General features: G+C 54.1%; 9 protein-coding genes. 3 read left to right on the top strand and 6 right to left on the bottom strand.

What is annotated here, in order from left to right:
• Positions 1–26 precede the first annotated feature (26 nt).
• The gene (gene floA, locus ABGM91_RS04005) at positions 27–1,076 is read right to left on the bottom strand and encodes a flotillin-like protein FloA (protein WP_215426885.1); all 1,050 of its coding nucleotides are present in this window, start codon (positions 1,074–1,076) and stop codon (positions 27–29) included.
• A 105-nt stretch (positions 1,077–1,181) separates the two neighbouring features.
• Here floA and queA point away from each other — a divergent pair, with 105 nt between their 5' ends.
• Positions 1,182–2,159 (top strand): tRNA preQ1(34) S-adenosylmethionine ribosyltransferase-isomerase QueA, encoded by a 978-nt coding sequence (gene queA, locus ABGM91_RS04000; RefSeq protein ID WP_354834803.1) that lies wholly within the window; start codon positions 1,182–1,184, stop codon positions 2,157–2,159.
• 2 nt (positions 2,160–2,161) lie between these two features.
• On the opposite strand, the gene ABGM91_RS03995 is transcribed toward queA, so the two are convergent.
• The 3 genes from ABGM91_RS03995 to ABGM91_RS03985 all read right to left on the bottom strand — a co-directional run bounded on the left by ABGM91_RS03995 (position 2,162) and on the right by ABGM91_RS03985 (position 7,379).
• Entirely contained in the window at positions 2,162–2,842 is a 681-nt protein-coding gene (locus tag ABGM91_RS03995) for a hypothetical protein (RefSeq protein ID WP_354833871.1), read from the bottom strand.
• A gap of 234 nt (positions 2,843–3,076) precedes the next feature.
• Positions 3,077–7,033 (bottom strand): autotransporter domain-containing protein, encoded by a 3,957-nt coding sequence (locus ABGM91_RS03990; RefSeq protein WP_354833869.1) that lies wholly within the window; start codon positions 7,031–7,033, stop codon positions 3,077–3,079.
• A 34-nt stretch (positions 7,034–7,067) separates the two neighbouring features.
• Positions 7,068–7,379 (bottom strand): hypothetical protein, encoded by a 312-nt coding sequence (locus ABGM91_RS03985; RefSeq protein ID WP_354834885.1) that lies wholly within the window; start codon positions 7,377–7,379, stop codon positions 7,068–7,070.
• Here ABGM91_RS03985 and ABGM91_RS03980 point away from each other — a divergent pair.
• Positions 7,293–9,035 (top strand): cation:proton antiporter, encoded by a 1,743-nt coding sequence (locus tag ABGM91_RS03980; RefSeq protein ID WP_354833867.1) that lies wholly within the window; start codon positions 7,293–7,295, stop codon positions 9,033–9,035. The two genes, ABGM91_RS03985 and ABGM91_RS03980, sit on opposite strands and share 87 nt — an antisense overlap.
• 12 nt (positions 9,036–9,047) lie before the next feature.
• Here the strand turns inward: ABGM91_RS03980 and ABGM91_RS03975 are convergent, their stop codons facing one another.
• Entirely contained in the window at positions 9,048–9,782 is a 735-nt protein-coding gene (locus ABGM91_RS03975; protein WP_354833865.1) for a class I SAM-dependent methyltransferase, read from the bottom strand.
• A gap of 41 nt (positions 9,783–9,823) precedes the next feature.
• Positions 9,824–11,242: a cation diffusion facilitator family transporter gene (locus tag ABGM91_RS03970; protein WP_354833863.1), complete on the bottom strand. Its 1,419-nt coding sequence runs from the start codon at positions 11,240–11,242 to the stop codon at positions 9,824–9,826.
• A 371-nt stretch (positions 11,243–11,613) separates the two neighbouring features.
• Here ABGM91_RS03970 and ABGM91_RS03965 point away from each other — a divergent pair, with 371 nt between their 5' ends.
• The gene (locus ABGM91_RS03965; protein ID WP_354833861.1) at positions 11,614–17,577 is read left to right on the top strand and encodes an RHS repeat-associated core domain-containing protein; all 5,964 of its coding nucleotides are present in this window, start codon (positions 11,614–11,616) and stop codon (positions 17,575–17,577) included.
• Positions 17,578–17,581 lie beyond the last annotated feature (4 nt).

The raw sequence follows: 17,581 nt of genomic DNA, 5'->3' as shown, positions 1-17,581 counted from the left end.
CCGGGTCTCTCCGGAGGCCGGAAAGTTTATTTAATGGAGGAAGGAGAGGTATCCGGCTTGGCGATGGAGTCCCTCATCCGGGTGTCAGCCACCACGTTCTGGTAACGGGCATAGTCCAGCACGCCCAGGTTGCCGTTGCGGAAGGCTTCCGCCATGGCCATGGGGATTTGAGCTTCCGCTTCCACCACCTTGGCACGCATTTCCTGCGTCTTGGCGGCCATTTCCTGTTCCGTGGCTACGGCGGCGGCGCGGCGCACTTCCGCCTTGGCCTGGGCAATCTGCTTGTCCGCTTCCGCCTGCTCTGCCTGGAGGCGTGCGCCCACGTTGCCCGCTACATCCACGTCTGCAATGTCAATGGAGAGCACTTCAAACGCAGTGGCGGCGTCCACGCCCTTGTCGCTCACGGTGCGGGAGATCACTTCCGGTTTTTCCAGAACGTCCTTGTAGGAGGGGGCGGAACCTACCGCGGAAACGATGCCTTCCCCTACGCGGGCGACCACCGTTTCTTCCGTGGCGCCCCCGACGAAGAGGTCAAGGTTGGTGCGCACCGTTACGCGGGCGCGCACCGCCACGGCAATGCCGTCACGGGCCACTGCCGTCAGGCGCGTCTGGCCGGAGCTGGGGTTCGGGCAGTCGATGACGCGGGGGTTGATGGAGGTTCTCACGGCTTCCAGCACGGTTTTGGACGTGCCTTTCACGGCCAGGTCAATAGCGCAGGCGCGGTCATAACTCAGCGGGATTCCGGCTTTTTCCGCGGCGATCAGGGCCAGCACGCAGTCCACGATGTCGCCGCCGGCCAGGAAGTGGGCTTCCAGTTCATCCGTGCTGATGTCCAGTCCGGCCTTGGCAGCCGTAATGCGCGTGTCCACCACCAGGGGGTAGGGCACTTTCCGGAGCCACATCCCCAGCATGTTGCTCATGGAGACGGGAGCTTTTGCCAGCCGTGCGCGCAGCCATGTCTTGAAGAATTTGGCGATGATGGCGAAGAAGATAACCAGGAAGATGACCAGGACGACTACCAGGATGGTCCCCCAGGCAGTGGTGTTGGAAATGTTTGCTGACAGCAAGTTGTTCATGTTCCATTCCATATCATATTATCCGGTACAGGCAAAGATATAATTGTGTTACCTATGGTTTAAAGGTATTGACCTTTCAGCGGATTCGTGGCAATGCACTTGGCCGTGCGCACCATTGATTTTGATTATCCGCTGCCGGAAGAATTGATTGCGGACCGGCCCCTTCCGGACCGCGCCGCTTCCCGGATGATGGTCATCCACCGGGACACGGGCCTGATTGAGCACAGGCATTTTAGTGATTTGCCGGAGTATGTGCGTGCGGGGGACCATTTTATCCTGAATGATACCAGGGTGGTTCCGGCGCGGTATTTTTCCAATGACGGGTCTATTGAAATTGTGCGTGCGGAGGTGCTTAACCCACTGCTGTGGAAGTGCATGGTGCGTCCGGGGCGCAAGATGAAGCTGGGGCGTACAGTGGCCATTGGAGAAGCGGTGGGCACTGTGGAAGGCATTGATGAGGAAGGCTACCGCCTCATCCGGTTTGACCGGGAGGTGGATGAGGAGAAGTACGGGCGCCTGGCGCTTCCCCATTACATGAACCGGGAGAGCGACCCGTCCGACAAGGAGCGCTACCAGACCGTTTACGCCAGGCATGAGGGAGCCATTGCCGCCCCTACGGCGGGCCTGCATTTTACGCCGGAGCTGCTGGCGTCCGTTCCTCATGATTTTCTGACGCTTCACGTGGGCGTGGGGACGTTCCGCCCGGTCAAGGTGGACAGGATTGAAGACCACCAGATGCACACGGAGCATTTTTTCCTGCCTGAAGCCACCGCCCGGGCGATCAATGAAGCCGGGAGGGTGTTTGCCGTGGGCACTACCAGCGTGCGGGTTCTGGAACATGTGGCTGCCGCGGAGGGTTTGCCCTTGAAGGAGTGCGCCGGGTCAACGAACATTTTTATTTATCCCCCCTATAAGTACAAGGTGGTGGATGCCCTGATCACGAATTTCCACCTGCCGCAGAGCACGCTGCTGATGCTGGTGAGCGCCTTTGCCGGGAAAGAGCTGGTCATGAAGGCTTACCTGGAAGCCATCCGGGAACGGTACAGATTCTTCTCCTACGGGGACTGCATGCTGATTCTGTAGGGTTACGGCCTGCGGCCCGGAACGGATTCCCGGTCACGGGAGGCCGCCGGAGTGCACGGGGCGTCAACCGGGTTTTGTGAATATTGTTCCCGGCTGAGCGTCAGCATGTTTTTGCCGTGGTTCCTGATTTGCCGGAGGGAAACTAGGGAGCGCAGAGTTTCCCCCAGCAGGATGTACATGAGGTTGGCGTAATGGCGGTCCGTGTTTTCCCGGCATAATCCCGGGAAGTAGCCCTCCTCCAGCTCCGGCGCGTTCCATTTGTCCCGGATGAGGCGGCTCCTGCGGGAATCCGGCGGCCAGCAGGAGTGCTGCCTGTCTTTCAGATAAAGGAGGTAGCAGTCTTTTAACATATCAAGCTGGGAAGTTGTTTCAGTTCCCGCGTGCGGCTTGATGAAAGGCGGTTCATCCTTTACCCCCTGGAGCGTCATGTGGATATTCGTTTCCGCGAGGACGGTCCAGTAAAGAATGGATTCCGCCAGGGAGCGGCTTCTCCTGCGGAACCGCAGGTAAAAGTGATGGCTGAGTTCCAGGATGGACAGGGCTTTGATGTAGTGCGTCAGGACCATCAGGCCATACTGGCGGAAAATGAAGTGTTCCAGTTTTTCCCGGAGGACAGCGGAATCCATTTCCGTTTCCTTCCGGAGGAGTGCCCATTGTTCCTCGAATATTGAATCTCCCGTCATGAATTTGATAAGGGTTTATTTTTAATAAATATGGAATATATTTCTATTAAATTCAAATAAAATAACAAGTAAGCCTGATAAATATCAAATACATGCAGGGGGAGGAATGAAAGTCCGCGGGAAAGCGTTTGGGGAAGTTGAAGCGGCATGTGCGCTTGAAGTTGGGAAACAGGACATAAAAGCGCCATGCCCGGAGTGCAGGCATGGCGCTTGTCAAATGCGGCTTGGGCCGGATCAGAAGTTATAGCGGTAACCGAGGGCCGCGCCAATGGAGGTGTCTCCGGAGCGGAGGTCGGCGTTGCCGTCCACATAAACCGCGCCATAGTCGGCGCACGGGATGTTGAGGCCCACGCCCAGCTGGATGCCGGTACGGCCAAGCTTGGCGCCTCTGATGGTCTGGACGAGGCCCGGATTGGCAAGATAGGCCACATTGGCCTGGGCCTTGTCATCTCCGAAGTCCTGGGAGACGAGGACGCGGAATTCTCCCGTGATGTCTCGCCCGGTCAGGCTGGTGCCCAGAACCCCTTTCAAGCGCAGACCGGCGGCAACGCTTCCGGTGGTCATGTCCATGTCATCCACACGGAGCCCCGCGCCGCCTGCGCCGGCTTCATTGAAGCCGTCCACGGAGGAACGCATGATGCTGGCGTTGGCGACCGGCTGGAGGATGGCCGTCCGGCGCTTGTTGAGAGCTAGGTCATAGGTAAGCTCGTACATGGCCCCGAAGCTCATGCCCGTGGTGCTGAAGCTGGTCTGGTAGCTCCCCAGATCATGGCGTACGCTGCGGGTGATGTCTGCATCAGACCATCCGGCGGAAAGAATGAGGGAGTGCCCCCATTTCTTGTGACGGTAGTGGCCGAAGAGGCTGACGTAATAGGTATCCAGATTGCCGGAGGCGGAATCAGCTCCGTCGGAGGAGTAATCCCCGTAGTTGGCGGAGAAAGCGCCGCCCACGGTGAAATTCTCCGTGCAGTTGACGTCCAGTCCGGCCGTGCCGCCCCAGGAATTGAGCGTGAATCCGTTGCCTTCATTGGAGCCGTCCAGGGAGTCCCTCCCCGTGTTGGCTTCAATCCAGCCGTTTACCTGGGGAAGGTCCCCCGGGAGGTTGTTGGGATTAAGGCCCATGGTTTCCGCCCGATTGCGGAGGAAGGTCATTTCCCTCCGCAGGCCGGACCTCTGGGCGGCCAGGATGCCGGGAATGGCCGTACCCGCGGAAGCGCTCAGCAGGCGGTTGGCTCTGGAGTAGTCCCCGTCATTCCAGGCATCGGAAACGGCGCGGTTCAGATAGCCCAGCTCCGTTCCGTCTTCAATCTTGTCGCAGTTCCAGAGCAGGACGGCCCCGGCGGCGGAATTGGAGGTGTCAGCCGTGGAAAGCAGGGCATTGTCCGCCTTGCGCGTGCCGGTCAGCACGATCCGTCCGTCGCGCTCTTCCGCATGCAGGTCGGAATAATAGGTTCCCAATGCGCCGTAGGCGTTGATATTGAGATCAGCACCCACCAGATCTCCTTCAAAGAGAACCAGTTCAAGCGTTCTTTCCGGCGCGGCGACATTGGATTCAATGTTGAGGGTGGTCCCGTTGCGGTCTCCCTGGACGGTCAGCGTGGCTCCGTCTTCCGTGGAAATGAAGGGCGTGTTGTTCTGCGCCAGCAGGGGATTGATCACGAGCGTGATGGTGGAGCCGTTCATGAACTGGCTTGCCCCGTTGAGAAGAAGCGTGGTGTTATGGGCGGCTCCGGCAGATGCCATGGCAAGCGTGAGCGTGCCGCCGGACCCCACCGTGAGGGAGTTGAGCAGAATGGGATTGGCAGAATCCCGGATCAGGGACACCCCGCCTTCCGTAATGTTGAGGTTCAGGGTGGTTGACCCTGCTCCGGTATAAGTCCATCCCGCTTGCCCGGTCTTGTTGATCGTGCCGTTCCCCTGGAAGGAGCCGGAGAAGACGGAGGATTTCTCCGCATGGATGCCAAGTTCCCCATTGTTGAAGGCCACGGAGCCTTTCCCCAGCAGGCCGCCTGTTACGGAATTGCGCGTGGAGCCCAGGTCCAGCGCGGCGCCCGCGGAGTCCGGGCCCACGGAGACCGCCGCCCCGTCAAATTTTGCATCCCCGGACAGGGTGAAGGTTCCTCCCTGTATAACCAGGAGGCCGGAACCGCCGATGGTGATGTCCGTGTCCAGCTTGTTGCCGTTGCGGACGGTGAGCATGGAATCCGCGTTCAGTTGGAGGATGCCGGTTCCGGTGATGGAGGCTTTTTCCGTCAGGAGATTGGCCGTTCCGCTGATGGACAGCGCGGCGTCATTCAGCGTCAGGGCGCCTTCCTGTCCGTTCAGGCGCGTGGTGGAGGAGGCATGGAAGATGGAAATGCCGCCGCCGTTCAGCGTCATGGCGCCGTAGGCGGAGGATTCTGCGGTCAGGATGATGGTGCCGCTGGAGGAGTCCAGATGGAATCCCGCAGTGCCTGCGCCGCCCAGCGTCAGATCGCCATCTCCTTTTTTGCTGAGCGTGCCCGTGCCCTGGAGAGTTCCGTTCCAGGTAAGGGGATTTGCCGTATCCAGCGTGATTTTACCGCCCTGGGCCGCCAGAATGCCGTCTCCCGTGATGGAATGGATGACAATATTCTGCGTGGCTCCCGCATTCAGGGCGGAAGTGCCGGAATCCAGGGCCAGTGCGGCTATTTCCATCCGGGCCTGGTTGGTGAAGGACAGCGTGCCCTGAGTGATATGCACGGTTCCGTTCCGGGACCCGTCAATGTAGATGGCGTCTCCAATGGTATTGCTGCCGTCAAAGGTGAGGGATTTTCCTTCCGTCAGGGCGATGGTTCCGATGCCTACCAGTTTCAGGCCGCTGTAAATGGTGTTGTCCGTTCCGGTCAGGGTAAGGGTGGAATGAAGGAGGTTGATGGAGCCTTTGGTGCCCGTCAGCTTTCCTACCTCTGCCGTGGCTTCCTCCTTGGCGAGCTGGGACACGCCGAAGGCGCCCCCGTTTATTTTCAGTTCCCCGATAGTGTTGGAAGCGCCGGAAAGCACCAGGCCACCCTGCTGCACGTCCAGGGCGCCGGTGGTGGAGAAGCCGCCGGCCAGCACCAGGTTTTTACCTCCCGTCTTGAGGAAGTTGGCGTCATTGCCGATGACCTCGCCCGCGCAGATGGAATCCATGGCCGTGTTGGAAAGGTTGACGGTCAGGGATTTCCCGGCGGTAATGGTGACGTTGTATTCCGCCTTGTCCCCTCTCAGGGAAGGCAGGATAATGGTGGCTCCGTCACCCGGATCAATAGTCATGTTCCGGTTGACGAGAACGGAGGTGAAGAAATCCAGGTCAATCTGGTCCGTGATGGAAGCGCCGTCCACGGATGCATAATAGGTAGGGTCATCCTTGAGTACCCAGCCCATCTCCGCAAGGAGGGCTTTTTCCAGGCCGCTGAGGTCTCTCCTCTGGATGCCCGTCCCGATGGAATATTGCATCAGCGCCTCCGGATCGCTCAAAGCATCCACGTGGGACATGCTGGAACCGGGATTGAAAATAAAGGGATTGTAAACAGTGAGGCCACCGGAACCGATGGTATAGGAAACGCCGGTTTGGTAATTGAAGCCCGCCTCTCCCGGATGGTTGCCCTGGGCATCCGTGATCAGGGAATCCCAGATCGTGTAGTACTCTCCGTATGCTCCTGCGTTGTTCAGCGAGTTGAAACCGACATTGTGTCCGATTTCATGCAGGAGGACGCTGATGAAGTCCGTAGAGTCCTGGGGAGTGGTATTGCCTGTGCTGAAGCCGTAGATGGGATTGAATTGGAGCCTGAAATCCATCTCCCCTTCTTCCAGAGCGAGGCCTTCCCCTTCTTTCCAGATGACTTCTGTGGAAGTGGCCGCATTGTAGTTTTCCCCGTCGTATTCGACATAATTGGAGAAAGAACCTGCTAAAACGCCCTCTTCAAGAGCTCCCCAGGAGATGGTCGCTTCTATCTTCCGGGAGGCGGTATTGCGGAAGGTGTCATCCCAGATATTGAGCGTGGTGGTGACGGCGGCTATCTGGGCGTCACTCCAGTCACGGGTCCCCATCCAGTCCGCCGGACCGTCCCCGTTGCCGAGGAGAGTGATGTGGAAGTTTTTGGTAGTGATTTCATGGGTGGCCGCCCAGCCCATGGGGGCCAGGATAGAGAGGCCCGCCAGATATGACAGGATAAATAGGGTGAGTTTCATCAACGCACGTTATAGGTAGCCCGTGTCAGTGAAGTCAATCAGAAACAGTTGAAAGTAAAATAAAAACAGTATTTTTAATAATAATAAAAATATGGTAGAATCCGGAAAATCCCCGTTTTCCGGGCGTTGGATCGGAGGTCTTGAAAAAGTGCGACTGCATTCCGGTGCGCCGCAATGCGTTCTTGTGGGAGGAAATCAAACGCGGTAGCGTGGGAATGACCTGGCGGTCAAAGAACATTCCCACACCTGACACGCGCGTATGGATCACGATTTCAGCCTCATCTTCACTTTTGTCGGCGGATTGACCGCTGCCCTCCTTTTCGGTCTTATTGCCAGAAAACTGCATTTGTCTCCGCTGGTAGGGTACCTGCTGGCCGGGGTGGTGGTGGGGCCGTACTCGCCGGGCTTTGTGGCGGACACCCATACCGTGGAACAATTCGCGGAGCTGGGCGTTATCCTGCTGATGTTCGGGGTGGGGCTTCATTTCCATCTGAAGGATTTGATTGCCGTGCAGAAGGTGGCTGTGCCGGGGGCCGCGGTGCAGATCTCCGTGGCAACCGTGCTTGGGGTGCTGGTGGGCTGGATGTTCGGATGGTCCACCATTTCCGGACTGGTGTTCGGCATGGCAATTTCCGTGGCAAGCACGGTGGTGCTCACCCGGGTGCTGGAGGATAACCAGAACCTTCACACGCCAAGCGGCCATGTGGCCCTGGGCTGGCTGGTGGTGGAAGACCTCTTCACCATTCTACTGCTGGTGCTCATCCCCGCGGTGATGGAAGCGCGCCAGAGCGGCGCCGGGGACTGGAACGGCATTCTCCTTGAACTGGGGTGGATGTTCGTCAAGCTATCCCTCCTGGTGGCCCTGACGCTGTTTGCCGGGAAAAAGATCATTCCCTTGGTGCTGCGCTACGTGGCGCGGACGGGAGCGCGGGACTTGTTCACGCTGGCCGTGCTTGTCATTGCGCTGGGCGTGGCGGTGTGTTCCGCGGAGTTCTTCGGCGCCTCCATGGTGCTGGGCGCCTTTCTGGCGGGCATGGTCGTGGGCCAGTCTGACTTCTGCGCGCGTGCGGCGGCGGAGGCCATGCTGATGCGGGATGCCTTTGCCGTGCTCTTCTTTGTTTCCGTGGGAATGATGTTTGACCCCATGTCCGTGGGGGACTGCTGGCCGCTGGCCCTGGCGACGCTGGCGGTGGTCATGGTCGGCAAGCCCCTGGCGGCCTATGTGGTGGTGAGGTGCCTGCGGCGTCCGCTGCCGCTGGCTCTGAGCGTATCCGTGGCCCTGGCGCAGGTGGGTGAATTCTCCTTCATCCTTGCCGGGATGGGGCTCATGTACAATATTCTGCCTCCGGACGCCAACCAGGCCATCATTCTGGCGGCCGTGGTTTCCATTTCTCTCAATCCCATCCTGTACCGCCGGATTGGCCCTGTGGTCAAGTGGCTGCAAAAGCGCGGCATTGGTCTTACGGACATGGGCGGGGTGAACAGCATGGCCCTTCCATCGCCGGACGCGCGGCGCGTGGTGCTGGTAGGGTTTGGCCCCACGGGGCGCATTCTTAAAAGAATACTGAATGACAACGGGGTGGAAGTCGTCATTGTGGAGATGAACATAGATACCGTTACCGCGATAAGGGAACAGGGCGGAGACATCGTTTACGGGGATGCCAGCCAGCGGGAAATCCTGCGCCATGCGGGCATTGAATATGCGGAAAGCCTGATTCTCTCCGCCTCCATTCCGGATGCCAGGGAGATCGTGAGAGTGGCCCTGGAACTCAACCCCCACATTGACGTGATGATTCACACCAAGTACATGAGGGATGTGGACGTGCTGAAGGAGGCCGGAGCCTCCCAGGTCTTCTCCTCGGAATCGGAAGTGGCCCTGTCCATGGCGGAATACTTCCTGCGTGAGGGCGGCGCGGACGACGAACAGATCGTTTCCGAGCGCCAGCGCATCCGGGCGGAGCTGGACCGGGAAGTTCCCGGAACTCCCGTTGCCGGGCGCTGATAACCGTGTGTGCTACTTCTTGCGGGCGGAGATAATCAGCATCATGGGGCGGCGCAGTTCATCCTGCATGCCGGGCACGGACTCCAGAAGTTCCTGCGGCGGCTGGGGTTCCACCAGGGCCGTGACCTCAAATCCGTTTGCGGCCAGCGCGCCGAGGTAGGAAGTGAGCGTCCTGTGGTATTTGGTCACCTCTTCTCCCAGGAAGAGAGCCTGCCGCGGCCCTTCCGTGAAATAACGGTCCACGGGCCAGTGCATGATTTTTCCTGATTCATCACGCTGCCAGTCCTGCGTTCCCTGGGCGGTGAAAACGGGATGCTCCACGGAGAAGACAAAGACGCCTTCCGGCTTGAGCCAGCGGAAGACATTCCGGCAAATCTCGTTGAAATCCGGCGTATAATGGAAGGCCAGGGAACTGATTGCAATGTCGAAGGAAGCCTCGGGCAGCTGGATGTCTTCCATGGGCATGCAGCGGTACTCAATGATGCCCTCATTTCCCATGGAACGGGCTTTGGCGATCATCTTTGAGGAAATATCCACCCCCAGGACGGAGGCCGCCCCGTGTTCCGCCGCATACCGGCAGTGCCAGCCGAAGCCGCATCCCAGGTCCAGTACGTCCTTCTCACGGAAATCCGGCAGGAGCCGTTCCAGCGTCTTCCATTCTCCGGCTCCTTCCAGCCCCTTCACGGAGCGGTCCATCTGGCTGTATTTCCGGAAAAAAGCGTTATCGTCGTACTTGTTTTGTTTCATAATGGGTGGAAAGTGGTCTTTGTGCGGGAATAAGATGCTGTTTATTTGGACGGTTTCAGAATAACGGTGACGCGGCCCAGATGGTGCAGGGCGTTTTCTATCTGGTTTTCCAGTTGTGAGGCAATCTGGTGGCATTCCCGGATGGTCAGGGCGGCATCCGCGGAACACACGCACGTTAGGGTTGGGAAATTATCCTCCCGCGCCAGGTCCAGCTTGAGAACCTGGCAAATATTCCTGTGTTGCTGGAGGATGAGATTCACCTTAAGCCGGACTTCCTCCGGAGAAACGTGTTCCGGAATGGCGTTCGCCTTCATGTCCCGGCAATCCGGCTCAATGCGGCAGATCACCTTCTCCGGTTTGAGAGCGTGCCGCACGGAATCCCTGAACGATTCCACCACATGGTAACCCCGTTCCAGAGGCCAGTCCGCAGGAATCTCCACATCCATGAAATAACAGGGCGCATGCTTGCCCCTGCCGGCGTAAAAACCATGAATGCGGACGTGGTGGCGCAGCGCCAGCCGGTGGACGACCGTGTCCGGCTCCATGTTGGAAAGGTTTTCCCTAGCCGGTTCAATATGGACAATGACATCCGCTTCAGGTAGCTCGTACTTCACAATGCCCTCAATGGACTCCGCCACGTCGTGGGCGTCGTCCACGTGCAGCTCCGCGGGGGCTTCCACATCCAGCTCCACAAAAATGCGTGCGCCGCCGTCGCGTAGGCGGATGCGCTTGACCGGGTAATCCGGGGCGTTCTTCTTCATGGCGGCCAGCACCTGATGCGTCAGGGCGGAAGATCCTCCATCCATCAGGGCGTGAATGGAACGCTTGGCAAGGCCGAAGGCTACGGAACAAACCAGGGCCGCCACAAACAGGGCAGCGACGGCGTCCGCCTTTTCCAGCAGCCCGTGCCAGACGGACTCCGCGGGAACCAGATGGGCCAGCCATACGCAGAAAAGGCCCAGCAACACCACGGCGGAAGACCAGATATCCGTGGTGAAGTGGAGGGCGTCCGCCTCCAGTGCCTGGCTCTTGTGCTTTTTGGCTACCTGGCGGAGCATCGCGGAGCGGTTCACGTCCACCAGCAGGGAGACGGCCACCACGGCAAAAGCCCACCAGGTGAGGGTGATCTCCGCCTCATTGTAAAACAGGCGGTCCACCGCCTCCCAGACAATCCAGGCGCAGGTGATCAGGAGCAGGGCCGTTTCCGCCAGCGCGGAAAGGTTCTCCACCTTCTCATGCCCGTACGGGTGGCTTTCATCCGCGGGACGTGCGGCCACCTTCACGGCGTAAAAAGTCATGGCCGCCGCCATCAGATCCAGGCCGCTGTGCAGGGCCTCGGAAATAATGCCCAAGCTGCCCGTCACGATACCGGCCCAGAGCTTGATCCCCGTCAAAAAGGCGGACCACAGGACGGAGGAAAAGGCCGCATGTGATTTTTCTTGGTGCGCTGCTTGATCCATAAGACAGAGAAAAGGAAGAAGAGCATATCTAAGCCCGCCCCCCTTTCTTAGTCAATAATAACACAGGCGGCGTTGAACTTCCCCTCCGTTCCATGACGTAATAGAGGTTTTCCCGTGAAGGTGCTAGACAGAATATTGTGGATATTATAATATTTATTATTAACTTGAATATTTTTTGAATTGATTTCTAATGAACCAAACCGTGTTGGGCGTGTTGCCGAAATTCCGGTTTTCTTCTACGTAGGAGATAGATACGGAGGTATTCCCCAATACGGGAGAAGCGCCATCCTATTTCCTGCAAAGGGATACGTTCCTTTCACGTTCGTAAATTCCCATTACTGCGGGCAACATAATAAGCAATAAAACAATTTATGAACAATCATACTCTTTTTATGGCGGAGGAAGGTGAAGAATCATTGCCTCCGTTCATCAACATTCTGGAAAATGGGGAACCGGAAGATGGTTTTGAAGAAAATGGAACGGATGGCCCGGCAAAAGTGGCTATTGCTCAAAATCCAGATGATAGTGAACATCGTTGGGATGGATATTTGAAAATCGACGAATCAGCCAATTATTATTTTCGTGTAGATGCAGATGATACCGGCTCCATCACGATTGATGACAAAGGTTTCACTGTCAGTACCGGAGGTGGTTCTTTAAGTACTCAGCAAAAGTCCGTTTATCTGGAACGTGGCTATCATCGTTGCCATATTCAGCATAATAGCATTGCGTATGAACCGGTAGAAAACTCCTACGAAGGATTCGTGGCTTTGACAAGCAGGTATGAAATCCCTGAAGGAAAATACGTTAAATATCATACTGATAAATCCAAACTTGCAGAAGGCGATGGGATACAACTGGTCAAATTGTACCATAAAAAGAAAAAAGCAAAATGTCCGTGTGAAGATGGAGATTCCAGTGGCGGTTCTTGTCCCGAATCCGGAAGTGTCGAATTGACAATCAGTTTTGGTCGCGGCGGCGTTATTGCAGGCGTTCCTTCAGGACGCCTCAAACTGCATGAGGAAGTTTTGGAGGAAGCGTCCTTTACCAGGCAAGCATTTTCCTATGAACACGTTTCCATGCGCCATGTGAAGGAAGCCACGGCTCAACGAGTAGTTGTGATAACGGAAAATGGAGATAGCCGCTATTACCGATGGAATGAACAGGAGCAGAATTTTCAACGTTCCGGAACAGGGCAGATTCATCCAGAGTTGTTACGCATGCTGGATGCCCAGGGACAGTCTTACACCGGTGATATTGCGGGAGCTTACTATCTGGAAGAAGTGACTGATTTGGAAGAAGCCTATCGTTACTTGGCAGAGACAAAAACTCTGGAAAGCTACAAGACTGATACCGGAATTCGTATTCCAATAAAAGATATGGGAATAGAAGTTATCCGTGATTCGGATGGTTCCATCCAGCAAGTTTATAATACGGTGGATGGTTTGCTTCATTTATCGGATTATTCGGCCCGGCGTGTATTGATCCAATGGTATCCTGCATCTGCCGTAGGGGGAAAGGATCCGGAGACAGGGTTATATTCCATAACAGGAGAAATGCGAAAGCAATGGAACATGGGGGCTTTGCCGGAAGAGGCGGATTTGCCGGAAGTTCCCCGTCATTTTGAGCTGCTTGAACAGAGGGATGGTTCTCCTGGAGCACCCGTTTATCGCAGCTTCTGGACTTGGATACCGGCAAATCCTGCGGAACAAAATTTTGAAGATCATTGGGAATTCACACGGGGAGAAGGCAGCAATTCTGTTACCTCTACCAAACTGGTGGAGGAAATCAGCGCCAATGTTACTAAAGAAACAACCCTTTCTATGGATGCGGAAGGCAATATTCTTTCTCGTGAGGTGGAAGTAAATAACACTTATGCCTTTGGGGATTGTGTGACACGCCGTGAATATGGTGTGGACCCAGACGTGCGGGTTACCGAATATGAGTATTGTCTGGATCGTTCCTCTTCCCAATATGGCCGCATGATTCGCATGAAGGATCCACGGGGATTGGTCAGCGAGTACGAATACGATGCCAAGGGCCGTGAAATTCGTTCATCACGTCCGTGGGTAGGAGGCGGTTTTAAGGTACAGGAAACCACTTGGTCAGACAGCGCTTTTAATGATTGGCGCCCCATAATGGAAACGGAAAAAATTGTGGCGGAAGATGGAACGGAAACCGTGCTTAATACCACCACCTATGCTTATGAGGAAACAGGACTTATCAAACGGGAGACTGTTACCCGTACCGGTCTTAACTGTCCGCATGCCGTTATGAGTGTCACGGAATGGTATGGAGGAGATGAAAAAAATGTTTATGCCCGGGGGCGTATGAAATTGGTCCAACAGGAGGACGGTGTTCAGACTGCTTATGGCTACGAGGAGACGTCGGAATATGGTGCTGCCTATAAATGCGTGGCTACCCAAATGGTGGCGAATGAAATTGTTCCTGGCAAATCCACGCGGGACATTACTTGGTACACTGGAGCCGATCGCATGGTTGCCCGTGAAACTCAAGCCCATACCGGAGAGAATTTTGAATCTTTGGGGGTGGAGCAATACCAGCTGGATGAAACAGGAAAAGTGGTTCTGACGCTCCATGCCGATGGTAGAAGCAGTTCCACTATCTGGGATTGCTGCGGGAACCCTTTGGAAGAAATCGATATCAATGGAGTTTCCACGCGGTATGAATATGATGCTGGGCGCCGCCTGATCCGGCAAATACAGGAACCTACCCCTGTTCTGGAAGATTACAATGCGCCTTGTCCTACGTTGACAAAACCTCTCGTTACTACCGAGTATATTCGCGATGCCGCAGGACGTGTGGTGGAGCAAATTACTATTACGGGGGATCCGGAAGACAAGGAATGCCAGCGTAAAAGTGTCCTGACTACTTATGACAGTTTGGGAAGGACCTTGTCTTCCAGTGATCCTCTGGGGTGTGTGACGCGCTATTCCTATTCCCCGGATGGCTTGGTCGCTTCCGTAACTACATCGATGGGAGCAACCCGTATCACGACATGCCATCCGGACGGTTCCCTCTTATCTGAGACGGGAACTGGGCAGCAGAATCGGTATTATTTCTATGAATTGACGGCGCAGGGAATTAAGACTACGGTCCGTGTGGATGCCATGGATGGCCCGGTTCTTTCGGAAAGCATTGAAGATGGTTGGGGACGCATAGTTTCCAGTGCTGTACCCTCAGGCAATGGGGCCATGGTTGTTACAGAAACACTTTATAATGAGCATGGGCGAATTGCCCGGAAGAAAGAAACGGGAAGCGCCCCGGTTTTTACGGAATATGACGTTCTGGGGAATATAACGCGCCAATACGTCAAGCTTTCGGATGCGGAGGCAGCCGATCCTTTGCGTGACCGGATTCAGGAAACGGAAGAGGGATATGTTCATGAATTTAATCTTCCTGTACCTTGCGCGGCCGGGGCCGTATATTACCAAACAGTGGAAACTGTCTATAATGCACAGGGCCAACCTTTGGTGACGGAACATAAGAAGCTTGTATCCGCCATGCGGGCAGTTGCTCCCGGAGAGCCATTGCTGACGGAACATACGGTTACCAAGGATGTACGGGGAAATGTTTCAGAAAGCTGGACGCTGGATAACGCCGGAAACCTTGTTTCATGGAGCAGAACTCCCGGCTGTGTGCAGGATGCCCGAACCATTTCCGTAGATGGCGAACTTTTGCAAAGCATGGGTCATGACGGAGTGAAAACATGTTATGCCCATCGCTATCTCCCGGAAGGCGATCTTGTGCAAGTGATTGATGGGCGCGGCAATGTTTCCGCAACGCAGAGCAATTTGAAAGGCCAGACTGTAGCCAATCGGGATGCTGTTGAAAACGTTACCGTTCATCAATACGATACAGTGACAGGTCTTCTGATCAAAACGGTCCGACCGGATGGCACGTTCAGCGAGTATGCTTATGATGTGCGGGGGCGTAAGACGGCACAATACGGCACGGGGGAACAGCCCGTTTTATTTGAATACGATGAAGCGGACCGGATGACAGCATTGACAACCTTCCGTATTCCTGGAACTGTCGTTACAGACAATCCGTCAGACCGTGTGGATGGTGACCGAACGGAGTGGACTTATGATCCAGCTTCCAGCTTGCTCCTGAAAAAGACTTATGCCGATGGCTCTCACGAGGATTATACTTATGATGATTTGGGTCAATTGATTTTGACAACAAAACCTGATGGCATGACGGTTGCCCGCTCCTATGTACCGTTAACGGGTGAACTTGCTGCCGTTACATACGGGGATAATACAGAGGATATTGCCTATGCCTATAACCATTTAGGACAGGTGACCAATGTAACGGATGCCTTGGGGACACGTATTTTTTCCTACAACCGGTATGGTGAAAAGGAGACCGAAAATACGTCTGGGCTTTATGCCTCCGTTGTCACGTGGAAGCGTGATGACTTGGGGCGTTCTTCCGGGCATGCCCTGTCTTATCATGGAGTTCCGGTTCAGGATATCACGCTGGCCTATGACGATGAAGGGCGCCTCCATACTGCGTTGCCTGACACGGAAGAAGTTCCTTTCACCTGGGACTATGATCCAGCTAGTGGTTTGCTGTCTTCCCTGGACTACCCCAATCCTCTCAAGAAACTTATTATGTGGGATGAGCATCGGAATCTGGTGACCAAACTGGACTATTGGCGCCCTAACAGCACCAATTCTCCGGTTAAGCATGAATATGATTATGATCTATTGGGAAGGATCGTTCAAAAGCGTGATTATTGGAATACGCCTAATCCGGGAAGGTGCCATTCTTACACCTATAATGACCGGGGAGAACTGACCGGAGATAGGATGGTTCCCGGAGCCTCTCTTGCTTATGCTTACGATAACATCGGCAATCGGGAAAATGTGGCGGATCAGGGACAGAAAACTTATCAGAGCAATATTCTCAACCAATATACGAATATCACCCAGGGGGAGGTGTCTTTCGTGCCCAAGTATGATATGAATGGAAACCAGGACGTTTTAAAAACTTCCACAGGAGAATGGACAGTCACTTATAACGCGGAAAATCGTCCTGTAAACTTTACCCATCGGGATGGCCAAACCTCTGTAGTGTGCGTTTATGATTATATGGGACGCCGAGTAGAAAAAGCCGTCTACGACAATGGAGCACTGCAGAAGAAATTGCGATATGTCTATAATGGTTATCTGCAGATCGCGGAGTTGGATGCAACACGGAGTATGGAAGAAGAGCCTCCTTCGTTGACCAAAACGTATTTCTGGGATCCTTCTGAAACTGTAGCTACTCGTGTATTAAGCATGGGATTATGGAATGAGGATGGAAGCTATAAGGAGACCATTTATTTGACCCATGACACGCAGAAAAATGTAACTGCGGCTTTTGGCATTCTGGGTGGACGCCGTGCGTTATGGGAATATGGTCCGTATGGTAATATCATTAATAGTTCTGGGGATATAGATGAAATTAATCCTTTTTTATATTCTAGCGAGTATTATGAAAAAGAATTAGGATTAGTTTACTATAATTTCCGATATTTGAATCCCTTGGATGGAAGATGGATGAGTAGAGATTTGGCTAATGAAGATGGAGGATATAATTTATATAATTATCTGAATAATACAAATTATTTTTTTGATATATTAGGAATGATTGATCCTACGATGATTGGAACAATAATAGATAAAGTAGTACCTACTATAATTGATACAATTATAGTATGGAAAGAGAGATGGAATGCGGTTTGGTTTTTTACGGTAAAAGAGGTTGGAAATTTTAATGAAGCTCCTTTGCCAATTTTATTCTTAGATAAATATATCAGAGGAGAAAATTCTGATTATGAACTTCAAGCTTGGATGTTTCCTCGATACATAAAACCTAAAGGATCTTTGACAACTAGTAATGAATTTAAAAAAGAATTGGAGGAAAAGTGTTCAAAAGCAACTTCTGGGAAAATAGTAGAGTACCAAAATAATTACTTAGTTAATTTTAAAGATAGAGGGCATTCTACAGGAGGGTTAGGGAATTTTAATCTAAAATGTGGCACAAAAGTTTGTTGCGAATCTCGTGATAAGTGGTATGCTTCGGGAGAAGCTACCATGGAGCCGGACGCATGGGATTTTAATGTTGAATTTAGTGATGTTGTCGGGGAAGCTCTAGATTTGTTTGCCGCTAAGATTAGAGGAGAAGTAGGGTTATTGCATGGAAGAGAGTTGCGTACTTGGTTAGGTTCTCATATACCGGGTAAACCATTCAATGTAACAGCCCCATCGGTAAAATTAAAATTTGAAGAGAAATCTGTACTTCCATTAATGAAATTTTTGTAATTAT

The sequence above is a fragment of the Akkermansia muciniphila genome, from assembly GCF_040616545.1.
Taxonomy (GTDB): domain Bacteria; phylum Verrucomicrobiota; class Verrucomicrobiia; order Verrucomicrobiales; family Akkermansiaceae; genus Akkermansia; species Akkermansia muciniphila_E.
The sequence above is the reverse complement of the archived record's forward strand: the minus strand, read 5'-3'. Positions and strand labels throughout refer to the sequence as shown.

What these genes read in the sequence shown, in the direction of transcription:
- floA (WP_215426885.1), bottom strand. Translation starts at nt 1,076, where the DNA reads ATGAACAACTTGCTGTCAGCAAACATTTCCAACACCACTGCCTGGGGG.
- ABGM91_RS03995 (WP_354833871.1), bottom strand. Translation starts at nt 2,842, where the DNA reads ATGACGGGAGATTCAATATTCGAGGAACAATGGGCACTCCTCCGGAAG.
- ABGM91_RS03990 (WP_354833869.1), bottom strand. Translation starts at nt 7,033, where the DNA reads ATGAAACTCACCCTATTTATCCTGTCATATCTGGCGGGCCTCTCTATC.
- ABGM91_RS03980 (WP_354833867.1), top strand. Translation starts at nt 7,293, where the DNA reads ATGGATCACGATTTCAGCCTCATCTTCACTTTTGTCGGCGGATTGACC.
- ABGM91_RS03985 (WP_354834885.1), bottom strand. Translation starts at nt 7,379, where the DNA reads ATGCAGTTTTCTGGCAATAAGACCGAAAAGGAGGGCAGCGGTCAATCC.
- ABGM91_RS03975 (WP_354833865.1), bottom strand. Translation starts at nt 9,782, where the DNA reads ATGAAACAAAACAAGTACGACGATAACGCTTTTTTCCGGAAATACAGC.
- ABGM91_RS03970 (WP_354833863.1), bottom strand. Translation starts at nt 11,242, where the DNA reads ATGGATCAAGCAGCGCACCAAGAAAAATCACATGCGGCCTTTTCCTCC.
- ABGM91_RS03965 (WP_354833861.1), top strand. Translation starts at nt 11,614, where the DNA reads ATGAACAATCATACTCTTTTTATGGCGGAGGAAGGTGAAGAATCATTG.